15 protein-coding genes and 2 pseudogenes are annotated in these 17,784 nt (G+C 73.4%); 12 read left to right on the forward strand and 5 right to left on the reverse strand.

Features of this window, described 5'->3' with window-relative positions; translation table 11 throughout:
• Positions 1 to 340 precede the first annotated feature (340 nt).
• The 11 genes and pseudogenes from OJ254_RS19410 (at position 341) to OJ254_RS19460 (ending at position 12,705) form a co-directional block, all read left to right on the forward strand.
• Positions 341 to 1,222 (forward strand): amino acid ABC transporter permease, encoded by an 882-nt coding sequence (locus OJ254_RS19410; RefSeq protein ID WP_265363333.1) that lies wholly within the window; start codon positions 341 to 343, stop codon positions 1,220 to 1,222.
• Positions 1,219 to 3,146, forward strand: a pseudogene (locus tag OJ254_RS19415) (FAD/NAD(P)-binding protein). The gene OJ254_RS19410 and the pseudogene OJ254_RS19415 overlap by 4 nt, the downstream one beginning before the upstream one ends.
• On the forward strand, positions 3,130 to 4,032 hold the full coding sequence (locus OJ254_RS19420; RefSeq protein WP_265363334.1) for an amino acid ABC transporter permease: 903 nt from the start codon (positions 3,130 to 3,132) through the stop codon (positions 4,030 to 4,032). The pseudogene OJ254_RS19415 and the gene OJ254_RS19420 overlap by 17 nt, the downstream one beginning before the upstream one ends.
• The gene (locus tag OJ254_RS19425; RefSeq protein WP_279351194.1) at positions 4,029 to 4,799 is read left to right on the forward strand and encodes an amino acid ABC transporter ATP-binding protein; all 771 of its coding nucleotides are present in this window, start codon (positions 4,029 to 4,031) and stop codon (positions 4,797 to 4,799) included. Before OJ254_RS19420 ends, OJ254_RS19425 begins: the two co-directional genes overlap by 4 nt.
• Positions 4,800 to 4,801: 2 nt before the next feature.
• Positions 4,802 to 5,794 (forward strand): ABC transporter substrate-binding protein, encoded by a 993-nt coding sequence (locus OJ254_RS19430; RefSeq protein WP_265363335.1) that lies wholly within the window; start codon positions 4,802 to 4,804, stop codon positions 5,792 to 5,794.
• Between the two features lie 26 nt (positions 5,795 to 5,820).
• Positions 5,821 to 6,834 carry an LLM class flavin-dependent oxidoreductase gene (locus OJ254_RS19435; RefSeq protein WP_265363336.1) on the forward strand — a complete coding sequence of 338 codons (1,014 nt, stop codon included), beginning with the start codon at positions 5,821 to 5,823 and terminating at the stop codon, positions 6,832 to 6,834.
• A pseudogene (locus tag OJ254_RS19440) lies at positions 6,831 to 8,164 on the forward strand (NtaA/DmoA family FMN-dependent monooxygenase). Before OJ254_RS19435 ends, OJ254_RS19440 begins: the two are co-directional and overlap by 4 nt.
• Positions 8,161 to 8,946, forward strand: a complete 786-nt coding sequence (locus OJ254_RS19445; protein ID WP_265363337.1) for a DUF1684 domain-containing protein — start codon at positions 8,161 to 8,163, stop codon at positions 8,944 to 8,946. Before OJ254_RS19440 ends, OJ254_RS19445 begins: the two are co-directional and overlap by 4 nt.
• Positions 8,947 to 9,211: 265 nt before the next feature.
• Positions 9,212 to 10,120, forward strand: a complete 909-nt coding sequence (locus OJ254_RS19450; RefSeq protein ID WP_265363338.1) for a S1 family peptidase — start codon at positions 9,212 to 9,214, stop codon at positions 10,118 to 10,120.
• Positions 10,121 to 10,270: 150 nt separating this feature from the next.
• A complete protein-coding gene (locus OJ254_RS19455) occupies positions 10,271 to 11,266 on the forward strand; it encodes a slipin family protein (protein WP_265363339.1) in 996 nt (331 codons plus the stop codon).
• Positions 11,267 to 11,631: 365 nt separating this feature from the next.
• Positions 11,632 to 12,705 carry a S1 family peptidase gene (locus tag OJ254_RS19460; RefSeq protein WP_265363340.1) on the forward strand — a complete coding sequence of 358 codons (1,074 nt, stop codon included), beginning with the start codon at positions 11,632 to 11,634 and terminating at the stop codon, positions 12,703 to 12,705.
• An 83-nt stretch (positions 12,706 to 12,788) separates the two neighbouring features.
• On the opposite strand, the gene OJ254_RS19465 is transcribed toward OJ254_RS19460, so the two are convergent.
• The 3 genes from OJ254_RS19465 to OJ254_RS19475 all read right to left on the reverse strand — a co-directional run bounded on the left by OJ254_RS19465 (position 12,789) and on the right by OJ254_RS19475 (position 15,253).
• A complete protein-coding gene (locus OJ254_RS19465) occupies positions 12,789 to 13,595 on the reverse strand; it encodes a metallophosphoesterase family protein (RefSeq protein ID WP_265363341.1) in 807 nt (268 codons plus the stop codon).
• An 84-nt stretch (positions 13,596 to 13,679) separates the two neighbouring features.
• A complete protein-coding gene (locus OJ254_RS19470; protein ID WP_261952305.1) occupies positions 13,680 to 14,120 on the reverse strand; it encodes a subtilase-type protease inhibitor in 441 nt (146 codons plus the stop codon).
• 434 nt (positions 14,121 to 14,554) lie between these two features.
• Entirely contained in the window at positions 14,555 to 15,253 is a 699-nt protein-coding gene (locus OJ254_RS19475) for a TetR/AcrR family transcriptional regulator (RefSeq protein WP_265363342.1), read from the reverse strand.
• A gap of 129 nt (positions 15,254 to 15,382) precedes the next feature.
• Here OJ254_RS19475 and OJ254_RS19480 point away from each other — a divergent pair, with 129 nt between their 5' ends.
• The gene (locus OJ254_RS19480) at positions 15,383 to 16,153 is read left to right on the forward strand and encodes an SDR family NAD(P)-dependent oxidoreductase (RefSeq protein ID WP_261952307.1); all 771 of its coding nucleotides are present in this window, start codon (positions 15,383 to 15,385) and stop codon (positions 16,151 to 16,153) included.
• Between the two features lie 42 nt (positions 16,154 to 16,195).
• Here OJ254_RS19480 and OJ254_RS19485 read toward each other — a convergent pair whose 3' ends face one another.
• Both OJ254_RS19485 and OJ254_RS19490 read right to left on the reverse strand, forming a co-directional pair.
• A complete protein-coding gene (locus OJ254_RS19485) occupies positions 16,196 to 16,519 on the reverse strand; it encodes a nuclear transport factor 2 family protein (protein ID WP_265363343.1) in 324 nt (107 codons plus the stop codon).
• 58 nt (positions 16,520 to 16,577) lie between these two features.
• The gene (locus OJ254_RS19490; RefSeq protein ID WP_265363344.1) at positions 16,578 to 17,645 is read right to left on the reverse strand and encodes a DUF3533 domain-containing protein; all 1,068 of its coding nucleotides are present in this window, start codon (positions 17,643 to 17,645) and stop codon (positions 16,578 to 16,580) included.
• Between the last annotated feature and the right edge of the window lie 139 nt (positions 17,646 to 17,784).

Raw genomic sequence — 17,784 nt, forward strand, 5'->3', positions numbered from 1 at the left:
CGGCGGGAGAGGAAGGAGAACCGCGGAAGGGGCCCGGCCTTATCGGCGACGGGCCGCGGGGCAGGGGGTCAGCTCAACAGGACGACGACCACACACGACCGAAGTCGATGTGGTCGCGGGTGACCAGCCGCTGCCATGCGTACATGCCAACAAGTGGAACAGGCATCCGTTTCCGCGTCAACCGCCGAGTGATCCACGGCTCACAGTGCGGACGGCCTTGACAACCAGGCGTGTTGACGCCATAGCCTCAAGAGCCGGTCGTGCTGAGGGGCGCGACCCGCTCGTTCGTGTGAAGGCGCCGGAGCCCGTGCTCGCTCTCGGCATCCACGGAGCCTTCGCCATGCCTTTGGTCGACCCCGTTTCCGACACCCTCGACGCCCCGGCCCCACCCGTCGCGGCGCCACCCGACGCCCCGGACCCCGCCGCGCCGCGGATCGTGCCGCGCCGGCGCACCGGCCGGCGGGCCGCGGCCGCCGTCGTCCTCGCCCTGCTGGCGCTGGCCCTCGTCTCCGTCGTCCGCAACGACGCCTTCCAATGGGACGTGGTCGCCGACTACTTCCTCACCACCGCCGTCCTGCGCGGCCTGGGGCTGACGCTCTGGCTGACCGTGGCCGTCATGGTGCTCGGCTTCGCGCTGGGCACGCTGCTCGCGGCCATGCGGCTGTCGGACAACCCCGTGCTGCGCGGCGTCAGTTGGGGCTACGTCTGGCTCTTCCGGTCGATGCCGATCCTGGTGCAGCTGCTGTTCTGGTTCAACATCGGGGCGCTCTACCCGACGATCCTCGGCATCAAGACCGTCGACCTGCTCGGCCCGGTCGCCATCGCGGTCATCGGGCTGACCCTGCACGAGGCCGCCTACGCCGCCGAAGTGGTCCGCGGCGGCATCCTGTCGGTCGACAAGGGGCAGCTGGAGGCGGCCCAGTCGCTGGGGCTGGGGGCCTGGCGGCGGCTGCGCCGGATCGTGCTGCCGCAGGCCATGCGGGCGATCGTGCCACCGGCCGGCAACATGCTGATCGGCACCCTCAAAGGCACCTCCATCGTCAGCGTCATCGCCGTCCAGGACCTGCTGTACTCCGTGCAGCTGGTCTACCACCGCACCTACCAGGTCATCCCGCTGCTGCTGGTCGCCACCCTCTGGTACATCGTGGTCACCTCCGTGCTCGGCGCCGGCCAGTTCTTCGTCGAGCGGCACTACGCCCGCGGTACGGCAGGTGCCCGGTGAACGCCTCGCTCGTCATCGTCGGGGCCGGCCCGCGCGGAACCGGCGTCCTGGAGCGGCTGGCCGCCAACCTCCCCGAGCTGTACGGCGACCGGCCCCTGGACATCCACCTCGTCGATCCGCACCCGCCCGGCGGCGGCCGCATCTGGCGCCACGACCAGTCGCCGCTGCTGTGGATGAACTCGATGGCCGAGGACGTCACCATGTTCACCGACGAGACGGTGGAGCAGGCGGGCCCGGTCCGGCCCGGGCCCACCCTCGCCGAGTGGACCGGGGCCGGCGGGCAGGCGTTCCTGAGCCGGCAGCAGCAGGGCGCGTATCTGCGCTGGGTGTACGAGCGGTCGGTGGCCGCGCTGCCGCCCACCGTCACCGTCCACGAGCACCGGGGCACCGCCGTACGGGTCTCCGGCTCGCGCGACGGCCGGCAACAGGTGTGGCTGGCCGGCCGCCCGGCCCCGCTGCCGGCCGACCTCGTCGTCCTCGCCCTCGGCCACCTCGACGCCGAACTCCCGTCCGAACAGGCCGAGTTGGCCGAATTCGCGGCCCGGCACGGACTGACGCACCTGCCGCCCGCCTTCACGGCCGACAGCGATCTGAGCGTCCTCGGGCCCGGTGAACCGGTGCTGGTGCGCGGCTTCGGGCTGGCCTTCATCGACCTGATGGTGCTGCTGACCGAGGGCCGCGGCGGTACGTACACCACCGGCGCCGACGGGCGGCTGACCTACCGGCCCTCGGGGCGCGAGCCCGTCCTGTACGTCGGCTCGCGGCGCGGCGTCCCGTACCACTCCAAGATCGGCTACCCGCCGAGCGGTGAACGGCCGCCGCTGCCGCGGTTCTTCGGGCCCCCGCAGGTGGACGAGCTGCTCGCCCGGGCCGGGAAGGACGGCATCGACTTCCGGCGCGACGTCTGGCCGCTGATCGACAAGGAGCTGGGCTTCGCCCACTACCACCGGCTGTTCACCGCGCACGCCGACCGCACCCGGATGGCCTGGCCCGACTTCGAGGAGAAGTACGCCGCCGCCGACCCGGGCAGCGCCGCCCTCCAGGCCCTGGTCGGCGCGGCCGTCCCGGACCCCGCCGACCGGCTCGACCTGCGGGCGCTGGACCATCCGCTGGCCGGTCTGCGCTACCCCGACGCCGAGGCGCTGCAGGAAGGACTGCGCGGCTACATCGAGGCCGACCTCGCCCGCCGCCACGACCCCGCGCACAGCCCCGACCTCGCGGTCTTCCTCGCGCTGCTGTCGGTCTACGGCCAGCTGGTGCGGCTCGGCGACCGCGGGCCCTGGTGGCACGGCTTCTTCAGCTACCTCGCCTCCGGCCCGCCGGGGCCGCGGCTGCGCCAGCTGCTCGCGCTCTCCCGGGCCGGTGTGGTGCGCTTCCTCGGCGCGGACACCACCGTCACCGCCGACGAGCGGCGCGGGGTGTTCCGCGCCGAGAGCCCCAGCGTGCCGGGGGAGTCGGTCACGGCCCGGGCGCTGGTTGAGGCCCGGCTGCCGGAGCCGACCGTGGCGCACACCCGCGACACCCTGCTGCGTTCCCTGTACGCCGAGGGCGCGGCCGCGACCCCGGCCGGGCTGCTGGCGGTCGACCCCGCCGACGGCCGGATCCTGGACCGGGCCGGCCTCCCCCTGGTTCTCGGCTCCTCCCCCACTCTCGGCTGCGCTCGACCGGGGGACCCCCACGCACAGGGAGCGGCCCCCACCACCCGCGGCTGTTCGCCCTCGGCCCGCACACCGACGCCCGGGCCGGCGGCGCGTTCTCCCGGCCCCGGACCAACGCCCCCGCCTTCCGGCAGAACGACGCCACCGCTCGGGTGCTGCTCGCCTTCCTCCGCGACCGGGCCGACCGGCCCGCCCCCGTCCCCACCCCCGTCCCCGCCTCCGGCACCGCACCCACCCCCGAGGACACCCATGCCCTTGACCACTGACCCACCCGCCGCCCGGCGGACCGCCACCGAGCGGGCCGGACCACCGGCCGCCGACGATCCGGCCGCCCTGGAGGTCGTCCCCGTACGTCACCCCTGGCGCTGGGCCGCGATCGCGGTGACCGCCGTGCTGCTCGCGCAGTTCGCGCACGGACTGGTCACCAACCCGGCATGGGAATGGCCGGTGTTCGCCCAGTTCTTCACCGCGGAGACGGTCCTCAAGGCGGTCTGGATCACCCTCCAGCTGACCGTCTACGGCACCGCCCTCGGCTTCGCCCTGGGCATCGTGCTGGCCTTCATGCGGCTGTCCGCCAGCCCCTTCCTGCGCTGGGTCGCCTTCGGCTACATCTGGGCCTTCCGCTCCATCCCGCTCATCGTCCAGCTGCTGTTCTGGTTCAACCTCGCCTACCTCTACAAGCGGCTGGACTTCGGCATCCCCTTCGGGCCCGGCTTCTTCCACTTCGACACCATGGGCCTGGTCGGGGCGATGGGCGCGGCGGTGCTGGGGCTGGCGCTGCACCAGGCCGCGTACGCCGCCGAGATCGTGCGCGGCGGGGTGCTCGCGGTGGACGGCGGACAGCTGGAGGCGGCTGCCGCGCTCGGCATCCCCCGGCTGCGGCAGCTGCGCCGCATCGTGCTGCCGCAGGCGGCGCGCTCGATCCTGCCCAACGCCACCAACGAGGTCATCTCCCTCTTCAAGGGCACCTCGATCGTCTCCGTCATGGCGATCGGCGAGCTCTTCTACCAGGTCCAGGTCATCTACGGACGGAACGGCCGGGTCGTGCCCCTGCTGATGGTCGCCACCGCCTGGTACGTCCTCCTCACCACCGTGCTCTCCGTCCTCCAGCACTACGTGGAACGCCACTTCGCCAAGGGAGCCACCCGATGAGCACGCAGACCGCGATGGTCGACGTCCGCTCGGTCCACAAGAGCTACGGCCCGCTCCAGGTCCTCAAGGGCGTGGACCTGACCGTCCGGGCCGGCGAGGTCACCGTCGTCCTCGGCCCGTCCGGCTCCGGCAAGTCCACCCTGCTGCGCACCATCAACCACCTGGAGAAGGTCGACAGCGGCTCGGTGAGCGTGGACGGGTCGCTGGTCGGGTACCGGCGCTCCGGCAACAAACTCCACGAGCTGCGGGAACGCGAGATCCTCAAGCAGCGCACCGGGATCGGCTTCGTCTTCCAGAACTTCCACCTCTTCCCGCACCTGACCGTGCTGGCCAACATCACCGAGGCCCCGGTCTCCGCGCTGCGCCGCCCGAAGAAGGACGCCGAGGCGGCCGCCCGGGCACTGCTCGACCGGGTCGGGCTCGCCGACAAGGCGGACGCCTACCCCAAGCAGCTCTCCGGCGGCCAGCAGCAGCGGGTGGCCATCGCCCGGGCGCTCGCCCTCGAACCGAAGCTGCTGCTCTTCGACGAGCCGACCTCCGCACTCGACCCGGAGCTGGTCGGCGAGGTCCTCGACGTCATCAAGGACCTGGCGCGCCAGGGCACCACCATGATCGTCGTCACCCATGAGATCGGCTTCGCCCGCGAGGTCGCCGACACCGTCGTCTTCATGGACGGCGGACGGATCGTCGAACAGGGCCCGCCCGGCCAGGTCCTCGACCACCCGCGCCATGCGCGCACCACGTCCTTCCTTTCCAAGGTCCTGTGAACATGAGGAGACATCCGTTGCACCGCCGCACCCTGACCGCCGCCCTCACCCTCGCCGCCGGCTCCGTGCTGCTCACCGCCTGCGGCGGCGCGGCCGCGGGCAGCGGCGGCGACGCCGGGAACACCGTCACCGGCGCCCACGGCAGCACCCTCAACATCGGCCCGGACCAGCACCGCGTCCACGGCGTCAAGGACCCGAAGAGCGCCGCGCTGGTGCCCGCCCGGGTGCGCCGGACCGGTGGTCTGCGGATCGGTGTGGGCGCCGAGTCCAGCCCGCCGCTGAGCTTCTACGCCACCGACGACAAGACCCTCATCGGCGTCGAGGAGGACCTCGCCACCCTCGTCGCCGACACCCTCGGCCTCAAGCCCCGCTTCGAGCCGCTGTCGTGGGAGAACCTCTTCGTCGGCCTGGACAGCGGCAAGCTCGACGCGGTCTTCGCCAACGTCACCGTCACCGAGGAGCGCAAGGACAAGTACGACTTCGCCACCTACCGGCTCGACCAGCTCGCCATGGAGGCGAAGAAGGGCAGCGGCTGGAAGGTCCGCGGCCCCAAGGACGTCGCGGGCCGGACCATCGCGGTCGGCAGCGGCACCAACCAGGAGAAGATCCTGGTCGACTGGAGCAAGGAGAACGAGAAGGCCGGCCGCGAGCCGGTCGACATCAAGTACTTCCAGAAGCCGTCCGACACCTATCTCGCGCTCCAATCGGGCCGGATCGACGGCTACTTCGGGCCGAACCCGACCGCCGCGTACCACGTCAACACCGCCGGCCGGACGGAGATCGTCGGCACCTTCTCCGGCGGCGGCAGCGTCCAGGGCAAGATCGCCGCCACCACGAAGAAGGGCAGCGGACTGGTCAAGGCCTATGCGGCGGCGCTGCAGAAGGTCATCGACGACGGCCGCTACGGCAAGGTGCTGGCGCGCTGGGGGCTCACCGGCGAGGCACTGAAATCCTCCCGGATCAACCCGCCCGGCCTGCCCAGGACCGCGAACTGACCGGCGCCGGACCGGAAAGGAACCCCATGTCCCACCCCCTGCACCTGGCCGTCGCGCTGGACGCCCCGCAGCCGTCCGGCCGCGCCGCCCACGACGCCGCGCACGTCGTCGCGCTCACCCGGCTCGCCGAGCGCGGCGGCCTCACCTTCGTGACCCTCGGCGACGGCTTCGGCCGCCCCGGCCTCGACGCCGCGGCCGTGCTCGCCCGGGTCGCCCCGGCCACCGAACAGATCGGGCTGATCCCCACCGTCACCACCACCCACACCGAGCCGTTCCACGTCTCCACCACGGTCGCCACCCTGGACTGGGTCAGCCGCGGCCGGGCCGGCTGGGCCGTCGAGGTCTCCACCACCGAGGCCGACGCCGCGCTCTTCGGCCGCCGGCCGGCCGCCCCGCCCGCGGAGGTCTGGGCCGAGGCCGGCGAGGTCGCCGACGTCGCCGGCCGGCTGTGGGACAGCTGGGAGGACGACGCGGAGATCCGCGACCGCGCCACCGGCCGGTTCATCGACCGGGACAAGCTCCACCACGTCGACTTCACCGGCCGTACCTTCTCCGTCCGCGGCCCCTCGATCGTGCCCCGGCCCCCGCAGGGCCGCCCGGTCATCGCGGTGGATGCCACCGAGGAGCCGGCGCGCGCGGTGGCCGCGGCCCACGCCGACCTCGCCCTGGTCCGCGTCGAGGACCCGGCCACCGCCCGGGCCGTCCGCGAGGAGCTGCGCGACCGCGCCCGCACGCACGACCGCGACCCCGGCCGGCTGCTGGTCTTCGCCTCGCTGCCGGTCGAACTCGCCGACCCGGCCGACGGGGCCGGGCTCGCCGACCTGATCGCGGACTGGCGGGCGGCCGGCGCCGCCGACGGCTTCCACCTGCGCCCCGCCGACCCCGGCCGGGACCTCGCGCTGCTCGTCGAGGCCACCGTCCCCGTCCTCCGGGCGCGCGGTCTGCTGCGGCGCCCCGGCCGCCCGGGCACCACGCTGCGCGAACACCTCGGCCTGCCCCGCCCGGCCAGCCGCTACGCCCCCGCCAGGGAGACCGCATGACCCCGACGGCACCGACCCCGCGCAAGCAGATCCGTCTCGCCGCCCACTTCCCCGGCGTCAACAACACCACCGTCTGGACCGTCCCGGGATCCGGCAGCCAGATCGACTTCGCCTCCTTCGAACACCTCGCCCGCACCGCCGAGCGCGGGCTGTTCGACTTCTTCTTCCTGGCCGAGGGGCTGCGGGTCCGCGAGCACAAGGGGCGGATCCACGATCTCGACGTGGTCGGCCGGCCCGAGTCGCTCACCGTGCTGAGCGCCCTCGCGGCGGTCACCGAGCACCTGGGACTCGCCGCCACCGTCAGCGCCACCTTCAACGAGCCGTACGAACTCGCCCGCCGGCTCGCCTCCCTCGACCACCTCAGCGGCGGCCGGGCGGCCTGGAACGTGGTCACCACCTCCGACGCCTTCACCGGGGAGAACTTCCGCCGCGGCGGCTACCTCGACCGCGCCGACAGGTACACCCGGGCGGCCGAATTCGTCGCCGTGGCACGGGAGTTGTGGGATTCCTGGCCGGACGGGGAAGCGCCCCGGCCGGTCGACCACCGCGGGGAACACTTCACCGTCCGCGGCGAGTTCACCGTGCCGCGCAGCCCGCAGGGCCATCCCGTCATCATCCAGGCCGGGGACTCCGCCGAGGGCCGGGAGTTCGCCGCCGCCACCGCGGACGTCGTCTTCACCCGGCACAGCGGCCTCGAAGCCGGCCGGGCCTTCTACGCCGACGTCAAACGCCGGCTCGCGGCGTACGGCCGGCAGCCGGACCACCTCGCGATCATGCCGGGGGTCACCTTCGTCCTCGGCGACACCGCCGCCGAGGCCCAGGAGCGCGCCGCCGAGATCCGCCGGCAGCAGGTCTCCCCGCAGAACGCGCTGCTCGCGGCGGAACAGATCTGGGGCGTGGACCTCTCCGGGTACGACCCCGACGGCCCGCTGCCGGACGTCGATCCGGACCCCGGCAGCGAGCTGGCCCAGGGCCGGGTCAGGATCGCCGACCCGAAGGCGATCGCCGACAAGTGGCGGGCGCTGTCCCGCGCCAAGGGGCTGTCCCTGCGCGAGACGGTGATCGAGACCACCGGCCGGCAGTCCTTCATCGGCACTCCGGAGGACGTCGCGGCGCAGATGGACGCCTTCGTGCAGACCGACGCGGCCGACGGGTTCATCCTGGTGCCGCATCTGACGCCGGGCGGTCTCGACCCGTTCGTCGACCGGGTGGTACCCTCCTTCAGGAGCGCGGGGTCTTCCGCACGGAATACGCCGGCACGACGCTGCGCTCCCACCTGGGGCTGCCGTCGCAGCCCGGCCGCGCCGCAGGAAGGGGACCCACCGCATGAGCACCGACGCACACGAGGAGTGGCAGGCCTGGCGTGAGCGGCGCCGCGCCGCGCTCACCGGGCCGTACGGCCCGCTCGCCCTGGCCGGCACCCACTGGCCGGCGGACCACCCCGACGGCCGGATCGAGGGCCTGCCGGGCCACTGGACCGCGCAGGACGACGCGCTCGTGCTGCGGGCCGGGCCGGACGACGGCCTCGCCGTCGACGGTGAGCCGGCCGCCGGCGAGACCCGGCTCGGCCCGGACGCGGACCCCGGGGCGACGCGGGTGACGTGCGGCGAGCGGCACCTGCTGGTGCTGCGCCGGGACGGCCGGTGGGCGGTGCGCGACTTCGACCCGCGGTCCGAGGCCCGCCGGTCGTTCGCCGGGATCGACGTGTACGAGTACGACGAGCGCTGGGTGCGGCCGGGCCTCTTCCGGCCGTACGCGCAGGGCCGCACGATCCAGGTGCGCAACGCCGACGGGCAGCGGCGGGGCCTGGGACTGGCCGGGGAGCTCGCCTTCGGCCTCGACGGGGACGAGCACACCCTGCAGGTCGCGGTCGAGGGCGACGGCTCGCTGTGGGCGGTGCTCGCCGACGCCACCAGCGGCACCGACAGCTACCGCTTCCGCTTCCTGCGCCCGCCCGCGCCGGCCGAGGACGGCACCGTCACGGTCGACCTCAACCGGATCGTGCTGCCGCCGTGCGCGCTCGCCGACCACTTCCTGTGCCCCTTCCCGCCGCCCGGCAACACCCTGCCGATCGCGCTGCGCGCGGGGGAGCGGAACCCCACCGTCCGCTGACCCCGTCCCCGCATCGACCGAGGGGCACCCCGCGCCCCGGCAGCCGTCAACTCCGCTGCCGGGGCGCGGTGTTGACGCGTGTCGGCCGGGTTTCCGGCCGGAGACATGCGTGAAGCCCTCTTGCGCTTGAGGGGTGGCGCGCCGGAGACTCCCGCTCAGCGCTTGTCAGGGGCACGCAAAAACGAACGTGCGGATTCCGCGTGCCCTTCGGCTGCGCCTCACCGGGCTGCCCACCGGCGGCCCCCCGATCCCCTCGGAGGAATCAGTGAGGAACGAGCGCACCACCCCCCGCAGCGGCGTAGCGAGACGCACCCGGCTGATCGCCGTGGCGTCCGGACTGGTGGCCGTCGGAGCCATCGCCGTCCCGACCGCCAGCGCCCAGAACCCCGCCCCCGCCCAGACGTTCAGCGTGGCCCGGCTCGCCGCGGCCGGTGACGCGGTCCGCGCGGCGGACGTCGCCGGCACCGCCTGGCGGGTCGACCCCGCGACCCACACCCTGGTCGTCACCGCCGACCGCACCGTCTCCCAGGCGGAGATCGCGAAGATCCAGCGGGCCGCCGGCGCCAACGCCGGAGCGCTCCGCATCGACCGGACCGCCGGGACCTTCCGCAAGTTCATCGCCGGCGGCGACGCCATCTACGCACCGAGCTGGCGCTGCTCGCTGGGCTTCAACGTCCGCAGTGGCAGCACCTACTACTTCCTGACGGCCGGTCACTGCACCGAGGGCAAGCCGCCGTGGTACACCAACTCCTCGGACACCACCAGCATCGGCCCGACGACCGGCACCAGCTTCCCCGGCAACGACTACGGCATCGTGAAGTACACCAACACGTCCCTGTCGCACCCGGGCACCGTCGGTAGCCAGGACATCACCAGCGCCGGCACCCCGAGCGTCGGCCAGTCTGTCACCCGCCGCGGCTCCACCACCGGCATCCACAGCGGCAAGGTCACCGCCCTGAACGCCACCGTCAACTACGGCGGCGGCGACATCGTCTCCGGACTCATCCAGACCACCGTCTGCGCCGAACCCGGCGACAGCGGCGGCCCGCTCTACTCCGGGACCACGGCCCTGGGCCTGACCTCCGGCGGCAGCGGCGACTGCACGTCCGGTGGCACCACGTTCTTCCAGCCCGTCACCGAGGCGCTCAGCGCGTACGGCGTGAGCGTCTACTGACCGGCTGACACCGGCCGGGCCCCCGTCAGCCGGCGGACGGGGACCCGGCCGGCACCGCCGCGCACGCGCCTCGACCGGCTTCCGGGCCGGGCATACCATGGAAAAGCAGCCCGAACACGGACGGTATACGGCACACCTCAGGGGGCCGTGATGGTCGAAGAACTGGTGACGGCCGGAGTGGGACTGGCGTGCGCCGGCGCGGTGTATTTCATGGCGGCGGCACGGGTGGTCAGGCAGTACGAACGCGGTGTGGTGCTCCGGCTGGGCAAGCTGACCTCCGCGGTCCGGCAACCGGGCTTCACCATGATCATCCCGGGCATCGACCGGATGCGTAAGGTCAACATGCAGATCGTCACGATGCCGGTGCCCGCCCAGGAAGGCATCACCCGCGACAACGTCACGGTCCGGGTCGACGCGGTGGTCTACTTCAAGGTCGTGGACGCCGCCGACGCGGTCATCCGAGTCGAGGACTACCGCTTCGCGGTCTCCCAGATGGCCCAGACCTCCCTCCGGTCGATCATCGGCAAGAGCGAACTGGACGATCTGCTGTCGAACCGCGAGAAGCTCAACCAGGGCCTGGAGCTGATGATGGACAGCCCGGCCATCGGCTGGGGCGTGACCGTCGACCGGGTGGAGATCAAGGACGTCTCGCTACCGGAGACGATGAAGCGGTCGATGGCCCGCCAGGCGGAGGCCACCCGCGACCGGCGGGCCCGGGTGATCAACGCCGATGCCGAGCTGCAGGCGTCGAAGAAGCTGGCCGAGGCCGCGGCCGCGATGTCCGACCAGCCCGCCGCGCTGCAACTGCGGCTGCTGCAGACCGTGGTGGCGGTCGCCGCCGAGAAGAACTCCACCCTCGTCCTGCCGTTCCCCGTCGAGCTGCTGCGGTTCCTGGAGCGCTCCGGGCAGCAGGGCCAGGTCCCGGCCGGCCCGCCGGAGACCGCGGACGGGCGGGAGCGGCCGCGGCGCCCGGACGGCGCGACCGCCGTGGAGGAGCCGCTGCCGGGCGAAGAGCGGCTGGAAGTGCTCCCGAACGCCGAGCACCCGGCCGACCTGCCCGTCGACCTGCCCGTCGACCTGCCGACCGAGGTGTCCGCGGACCGGTCCGCCGACGTGCCGGTGGACCTCCCGGAAGACCTCCGCTGAGCCGGTCCGCCCGCCCCTGCCCCCGCCGTTCCCCGGCGGGGGCGTTTTTCGGCCGGAGCGGACCCTCACATACGGATCCGCCCGGGACCCCGCGCACCCCTCCTGATGTCCGCACTCAGGAGCGTGGTCCGCGGATATCGGTGTGACCGTGATGTGACGAAAGCGTGAACGGCCGTACGTGAGACCGGAACTCGGTCTTGTGCACGACTGAGACGGGTGGGAATACTCGGCTCCGCACGTTGGCATGAACGCGACTCCCCTGAGGTGCTGCGCCGCGGGGCGGCCCCCGTTCGTGCCGGACCTCACTCTCCGGGCCCGTGCGACTCCCCACAGTCCGGGCCCTTCCCCCCACGGGAGGCTCTGAGTTGAAGCACCGACGCATACCCAACAGGCGCGCCGTTCTGGCAGGTGCCGGAGCGCTCGCCCTCGCCGCCACCGCCACCGTCACCCTCGCCAACGCCCAGGCGTCCCCGGCCCCCACCGCCCCCTCGGTGGCCCGGCTGACCTCCACCGCGGCCACCACCCTGGCGTCCCAGCTCAAGACCGGCACGGCCGGCGCGTACTACGACGCGCAGGCGAAGAAGCTGGTGGTCAACGTCGTCAGCGAGACGGCGGCCAAGGCCGTCCGGGCCAAGGGCGCCGAGGCCAGACTCGTCAAGCACACCCTGGCCCAGCTCGACGGGGCCCGGCAGACGCTGAAGGCCAAGGCCACCATCCCCGGCACGGCCTGGGGCGTCGACCCGCGCAGCAACAAGGTCGTGGTGACCGCCGACCGCACGGTCACCGGCAGCAAGCTGGACCGGCTCACCGAGGTCACCCGGAACCTCGGCGACAAGGTCGAACTCCGGCACAGCAAGGGGCAGTTCAAGCCCTTCATCGGTGGCGGTGACGCGATCTGGGGCAGCGGCGCCCGCTGCTCGCTCGGCTTCAACGTCGTCAAGGACGGCCAGCCCTACTTCCTCACGGCCGGCCACTGCGGCAACGCCGTCAAGAGCTGGTCGGACAAGCAGGGCGGCTCGGAGATCGCGACCACCGAGGACTCCAAGTTCCCCGGCGACGACTACTCCATCGCCAAGTACACCGGGAACACCGAGCACCCGAGCGAGGTCGACCTCTACAACGGCAGCACCCAGAAGATCACCAAGGCCGCCGAGGCGACCGTCGGCGAGAAGGTCCAGCGCAGCGGCAGCACCACCCAGGTCCACGACGGCACCGTCAAGGCGCTGAACGCCAGCGTCAACTACCAGGAGGGCACGGTCGACGGGCTGATCCAGACCGATGTCTGCGCCGAGCCCGGTGACAGCGGCGGCGCCCTCTTCGACGGCGAGTCCGCGATCGGCCTCACCTCCGGCGGCAGCGGCGACTGCTCCGGCGGCGGCGAGACCTTCTTCCAGCCGGTCCCGGAGGCCCTGAAGGCCTACGGCGCACAGATCGGCTGACGGCGGCAGCGGTTCCAGGACCGCCCGGGCAGTTCCCGGGGCACCGGCCGCCGGACGCGTTCCGGGGCCGGTGCGCCGCGGGGTCAGCCCGCCGCCCGCCCGTCGCCCGGCCCGAACGCGGCCAGTGCCTCCTCGGCCGAGACCCGGGCCCGTACGTACGTATCCGCCCAGTCGGCCGCCGACGGGAAGCCCGATTCCCGGGCGATCCGGGCGCAGGCCGCGTCGTAGTCGAAGGGAGTGTGCCGCAGGGTGACCGCGCCGCCGCCGGGCCCCAGCAGCGCCCAGTGCGCACCGGCCCTCCCGTACGGCATGCCGACGCTGCCGGGATTGACCACCAGCCGCCCGTGGGTGAGCCGGACGTACGGCATGTGGGTGTGCCCGCAGACCACGGTCCGTACCGCGTCGGGCAGCTCCGCCAGCACCTCGGCCCAGCGCTCCGGCCGCGAGTCGACGAGCACCATCTCCTCGTCGTCCCGGGGCGTGGCGTGGCAGAACAGGACCGGGCCGAGCCCGGCCACCTCCAGCGTGACGGAGGTGGGCAACGACCGGAGGAAATCCCGTTCCTCCGGGCCGAGTTGGCCGGCCGCCCAGGCGCTCACCGGGTCCGGCGGGCCCTCTTCCCCGCCCGCCGGATCCGCGGTCAGCTCCCGGTCGGCGTTGCCGCGGACCCACACCGCGCGCTCCCCGAGGGAACGCAGCGCGGCGAGGGTCTCGCGGGGCTGCGGCCCGGCGAGCAGATCGCCGGTCAGCACGATCCGCCCGGCTGCGCGGACGTCCGGCTCGGCGAGCACCGCCTCCAGGGCCGGCAGCACACCGTGGATGTCGGAGAGCACGGCGACCCCGGCCCGGCCCGAAGAGACCTGCGGGGAAGGGATGTTGATGTCGGTCATGGGTCGAGCCTATGCACCGGCGGTCCCCGCGCGTGGCGGTCCCCGGGCACCACCCACCGGTGCCCGGGGACCTGGGTGCGGTGCTCAGAACTCGAAGACCGAGCTCAGGCCGGCGCGCATCACACAGGAGTTGGCGTAGGTGTAGGTGTACGACACCCGCTTGCCCTGCCACACGCCGTCGGCGGTGACGACGATCGGGGCCCACTCCTTGGTGCACAGCCGGTCCGACTTGGGGCTGGTGACGGTGTTGAAGTCACCGGCCGCGGCCCGGAGTTCGGCGCAGGCGGCCTTCGGCGCCGGGTGGCTGCCGGAGGCCACCGGCATACAGCTGAGCGACACCGCGCGCTGGACCGTGGCGGTCGCCCGGCTGTCGCCCTGGCCGACCGTCAGCACCAGTTCCGACGGCGCGTAGAGACCGCCGCTGCGCGCGGGCTGTGCTGGGGCGGCGACGGCTTGTGCGCTGGTGGCCAGCGTGCCGAGGACCAGCGCCGTACCGAGCGCGATCGCCCCAGTGGTGTACCGCATGACGAACACTCCTTTGCTCGAAGGTGCAGATACCGGACGGGAGTTTGGTCGAAACACATCCCGAAAGCACCTTGAGCGGTCCTCCGCCGATCGCTTTGAGTCGTTGAGTGAAAGCTGAGAGTAATGGCGCGAACCTGACGGGAGGGGTTCGGGCTTGCGTGCGGGAAGCGGGGTGCGGCCAGCCGGGATGCCCCGTGCATCGTGCGGCGGGCAAGGGCCCCGATGACCGGGAGGGAAGCAATCCGGCCGCCGACCGGTCGTTCGGGAGGGTTTCGATCTCCGCCGAATGGCCGAAGAGGAGGGCCGGAGGCTGCCTCCGTACGGCCTCGGCCGCCGTTCGAGGTAACAGGCGGTCGGCGGCGGGCCGCCTTACCCGCCGCGTTTTCGTACGCAATCGGGGTGCGGGCGCTCTCGACCCCGGGGCGCGGGCTCCCTCAATTCCCGGGCGCGGGCCGCCCGTTCGGCGGCCCGTCCAGCTCCGGCAGTCCGGACGTCAGCGCCCGCATGCCGCGGGTCACCAGCGCGGCGGGCCCCCGCGCCCCGTCCACCGGCCCGTCCTGTGCCGCCCACTCCTCCACCGCGACCCGCATCGCGGTGTTCGCCGCGGCCGCGGCCAGCCGTACCTGCAGCGCGTCCGCGCCCGTCATCCGCGCCAGGACCGGCCGTAGCGCCTCCTCGGCGTCGTGGTGGACGCGGTGCCAGACCGCGCGCAGCGCCGGATCGCCGGGCATCGCCCGCAGCAGCCCGCGGGTCCGGCGCAGCGCCTCCGCGGCCGGCTCGTCGGCGGGCGTCAGCGCCCGGCGGGCGGCCAGCTCCAGGGCCTCGCGGACCGTGGGTGCCGCCGGCCCGGCCGGCGGTGCGGCCAGGTCGTCGATCCACTGCCTGACCCCGACGGAGAGCAGCGGCGCCACCGCGTCCTCCTTGGTGCGGAAGTAGCGGTAGAAGGTGCGCAGCGCGACGCCGGAGGTGCGGGCGATCTCCTCGGCGGTGACCGCGGCGCCGCGCTCGGCGAACAGCGCCGCCGCACAGCGGGCGATCTCCAGCTGGGTGGCGGCCTTGCGTCGCTCGGTGAGCGAGGGGCGGGCGGCGGGCGCCGCGGAGCGGGGTTCGGCGGGCACGGATTCGGCGGACATGGGCTCAGCTTACGGAGCGCGGCGCCAGGTCGGCACGTCGCGCGTGTTTGGCACATCGTGCCACTGCGGCGTACCGTGCAGGGCGATCGTCGCAGCGCCGATCGTCACCATCGCGAAGGGAGCACCACCATGAACCGCTTCGAGGGACGCCGGGTCCTGATCACCGGGGCCGGCTCCGGCATCGGGCAGGCCACCGTCCACCGGATCCTCGCCGAGGGCGGCCGGGTGGTCGCGGCGGACGTCGACGCCGCGGGCCTGGAGGCCACCGCGGCCCGGGCCGCCGCGGACGGGGCCGCGGGCCGGCTGCGGACCGCGGTGCTGGACATAGCCGACGAGGCGGCGGTCCGCTCCGGCGTCGCCGCCGCGGTGGACGGTCTCGGCGGCCTGGACGTGCTGGTCAACGCGGCCGGCATCCTGCGCTCCGCGCACACCCACGAGACCGGCCTGGAGCTCTTCAACGCGATCATCGCGACCAACCTGACCGGCACGTTCCTGATGATCCGCGAGGCCCTGCCCGCCCTCCTGGAGGGCGCGTCCCCGGTCGTGGTCAACTTCAGCTCCACCTCGGCCTCGTTCGCGCACCCCTACATGGCGGCGTACGCGGCGAGCAAGGGCGGCATCCAGTCCATGACGCACGCGATCGCCGCCGAATACGGCAAGCAGGGGCTGCGCGCGGTGTGCGTGGCGCCGGGCTCCATCGCCAGCGGGATGACCAGCGGCCGCGGGCCGGGCCTGCCCGAGGACGCCGACATGTCGCTGTTCGCCAAGCTCGCTCCGGCCCTCGGCGAGGGCTTCGCGGGCCCGGAGACGGTCGCCGGCGTGATCGCGATGCTCGCCTCGGAGGACGGCGCGTTCATCACCGGCACGGAGATCCGGATCGACGGCGGCACACATATGTGACCGAGGCCAACTGGCCTTGTTCCAAAGAGGAATGACGTTACGTCAGGCATGCCCGGTCTCGAACCGGCTCACCTTCCCGTCCGTCACCGTGAACTCCCAGCGGGTCCGCATCTCCCCCCAGGTGTCGTTGCGGTAGTCCGCCACGAGGGACAACCCGTCGTCCGACTGCGACCGCACCGCCAGGTGCCCGCGCGAGCCGAAGACCTCCTGGCCGGTCCACTGCCGGAGGTCGCGGTCGGACCCGTCGTCGGACATCGTCGCGTCGGGGGTGAGCGCGGCGAAGAACGCCTGCTCGTCGTGGGCGTTGAGGGCGGTGACCAGTGCGCGCACCGCGGGGTGGGTCAGCCGGTCGGCGGGGAGGGTCATGGTGCTGCTCCTTCGTGCGGTGGGGGTGAGCGGTGTGTCCGGGCCGGCGCCCGGTGGCTCAGGCCGGTGGTCGTTCGTCCTCGGGGGGCCGGTCCGCCGGGCGGTCCTTCTTCAGGAAGACCGACAGCAGGAGCGTGAGCAGCGTGCCGCCCACCGCCCAGGCGGCGAGCACCAGTAGCGGGCCGGTCAGCGCGGCGCCGTCGAAGTACGCGAGCGAGCGCGCCGCCCAGGTGCCCGCGCCCGGGGGCAGGGCCGGGCCGATGGCGCGCCAGAACGGGGGCAGCAGCGGATACGGGTAGGCGCCGCCCGCGCTCGGATTGCCCAGGATGACGATCAGCAGGATCGCCAGGCCGATGCCGATGATGCCCAGCAGGGCCTGGCAGGCCAGGGTCGTCGCGCCCACCGCGAAGACCACCAGGGCGCCCAGTCCCCACAGCCCGGCGAAGGTGCCGGGCAGCGCGTCCAGGACCGGGCCGACGACGATCGCACCGGCCAGTCCGGCGGCGATCGCATACAGCGCGAGGGCGGCCAGCCGGATGACGGCCCGGTGCCCGTTGGACGGCCGCGCCCCGGCGCTGATCGCGAGGATCGCGGCGCACAGATAGCCGCCGACGCACCAGCCGACGACCAGGTAGAAGGACGACAGGCTGCGGCTGTCGCCCGCCGCGGCGGGGGAGACGTCGACCGTCCGGACGGTGCGCCCCTGGGCCTTCTCGGCCGCGCGGACGACCAGTTCGACCGCCTGCGACAGGGAGGCGCCGCCGCCGCTCGCGACCAGCAGCCGGTCGGTGGTGCCGCGCGGGTCGACGAGCAGCGCCCCGTCGATCGCCCGGTCGGCGAGCTGCTGCCGGGCCACGCGCTCGGAGCGCAGCGCGCGCGGGGCCAGCGGGGAGCCGGGCAGCCGGTCCAGCTGCGTCACCACTTTTCGGGCGGCGGGCGGGGGAGCCACCACGCCGAGCGGTACGTCCGTCGGCCGCGGGTGGTGGAAGGCGCCGGTGTACGAGGTGATGAACGCGATCATCAGGCCCAGGACGCCGAGCACCAGCAGCGAGGCGTGCGGCGTCACCGCGCTCCGCACCTCGCGGAGAAAGGTGGTGCGGCTGCCGTCGTCCGTGGTGGTGGCCATCCGTCACTCCTCGCCGCAGGTCCGCCCACCGGCGGCAGGCCCACCGGAAGACGGCTTTTGCCCCCATATCCTGCGATCCGCCGCAGGTCGGTGCAGAACGGCTGGGCTGAACGGCGGAGGGTGCGAAGACGATCTTCTG

The sequence above is a fragment of the Streptomyces endophytica genome (genome assembly GCF_026153355.1).
GTDB classification, from domain to species: Bacteria; Actinomycetota; Actinomycetes; order Streptomycetales; family Streptomycetaceae; genus Streptomyces; species Streptomyces endophytica.